The following is a 1,981-nucleotide window of genomic DNA, read 5'->3' on the forward strand; positions in this document are numbered from 1 at the left end:
GGGGATGTCTTCCTGGTGCCTGTTTTACCTTTATACCTATATCTGTAATCAATGCGCCAGACACGACGCCTGCGGAGGTTAGATCACTAGCAAGATAAAGACCTTGGACCTTGTAATCATGGTACCAAGTATTGAGCACACCCTTTTGATTACCTGAACCGAAACCTTCGGTTTCACCAACAAGGAGTTCAACGGTAACCTGTGCAAACAGGCCGTTTACTGAAAGAATAAAGACAATTATTAATTTTCTGAGCCGAATCATTTAGGGCACTTCCGGAAACTCAGGCGGGCCTCCTATGATGGGAGGGCCCTGGGATGCGATTGATATAGCAATCCCTGAAGATAAAAGAACAAAACCACCTATTCCCATAGCAAGTCCCGGATGGTCCGAAACCCATTCCCGGGGAGAGACCATGAATTCTGAAAGCTCAATCTTTATTCTTTCCAAAAAAGACAGTTTATTGACGTCCAGTGCGAAACGTCCTTCTGTTGGAGTAATTGCCAACAGATCCCAGGTCATCCTTCTCATGATTCGCCCAAGACGGTTCACACCACCTGAGAATTCTTTTTTTACCCTATTTTTTGCTTTTTGTTTTTTCACATCCACCAGGCGCATGACAACATCACCCGAAACCACGGTCCTGGAAGTGACAAAGTCCTCACTCTTCTGTAGTTTTGCAAATCTGGTCAAGACCATATAAGACACGTCCAGCACTGTTCCGATCTCGGCAGCGCAATCGTCCGCTTCACAACCCGAAGGATCGATTGCATTGTTCCGCAAGATATCTAGCATCTCCGTTCGGTCCATAGAGATGGCCACCCTCGTGTCATTCAATTCTGTTCGAACGTAATCGCTCAACATGATGTTCTCAATAGTTGTCAGCCCCTGAAGTTCAATATCGATGACGGCAACTTTTATCACCGTGGAAAAAGTGATAGAAGAAGCTCTGACAGCATTGTTGTACTTATCTTCAATACCAGCGGAAAGAGATAGAGAAATCTTCTGGTCGTCCTCAAAATCTGACACAGGATCTATGATCACTGCTGTTTTTTCAGCATTTATTACACCCTTAAAGGGGATGGCTTTCCCCCTCCTATTAGAGACCCTCAGATTAATGAAGTTTGCTAAATCGCTATCGGTGATTGGTGAACCATCAAGATTCCTCACAGGCTCATTAAAACTGATGGTCAAAACAGAATCAAGTGCTACTCCGAGTTCATTATTATCGGGATTGAAGGTTAGTGCTGGTGGTACTACGTCCACCGCCGAAAAAATGGCGAAAGAAGGGGCCGATACATTTCCAAAGGGATCTTCGAAAGTTGCCCCAATAGACATATAGATGTTCTTTCCACTCCCAAACGACGGTTTCGGATTAACGGTTATGACATCTTTGGTCTTATTGATCTTGGCGGTAAATGGTATGTCCTCTCCATCTCTGTCACCCTTTTTTAGAGTTATAAGAGTTGCAACATTTTTGTTGCCCAGGACAGAATCATCCAGGTTTCTTACCGGTTCACTGAAGGTGATAGTGAGGTTGCTTTTTATGGGAACGTCAGTGGCGCCATGGGCGGGTGTAAAGGTGACCACTAGAGAGGTAACATTCTGAACAACCGGTGCGGATGGAACCAATGTATCAGGCTGTAAGACCTCCGGAACCACAGTATCCAGGGTATCACCTTGTGAAACTTCCGGTATCACAGTATCCGATGTATCAGCCTGTGAGACCTCCTGTACCACAGTATCCAGAGTATCCGATTCCTGGGACATCAAACCTGTGGCCAGGACTAAAATAACAAGGAAGGACTTTCCGGCGCTAAAGGTCATCTCTATTGATTTTTTTCATATCCCACCGCGGAAATATGGATAGAACGGAAACCTATTTTAGCATCAGCATCTTATGTGAGGCGGTCCATTCATGTGAACGGAATCGTACCAGGTAAACGCCGCTACTCACCAGCTGACCCTTGTTATCCTTCCCGT

The 1,981-nt window shown here is 45.3% G+C and carries 2 protein-coding genes; both read right to left on the reverse strand.

Going from position 1 to position 1,981, the window contains the following annotated elements; translation table 11 throughout:
• The coding region (locus EYO21_05355; GenBank protein HIB03233.1) for a hypothetical protein at positions 1 to 262 on the reverse strand (262 nt) is incomplete at its 3' end.
• Positions 263 to 1,825: a hypothetical protein gene (locus tag EYO21_05360; protein HIB03234.1), complete on the reverse strand. Its 1,563-nt coding sequence runs from the start codon at positions 1,823 to 1,825 to the stop codon at positions 263 to 265.
• Between the last annotated feature and the right edge of the window lie 156 nt (positions 1,826 to 1,981).

The organism is Candidatus Neomarinimicrobiota bacterium, assembly GCA_012964825.1.
Classification (GTDB): domain Bacteria; phylum Fidelibacterota; class Marinisomatia; order Marinisomatales; family S15-B10; genus UBA2125.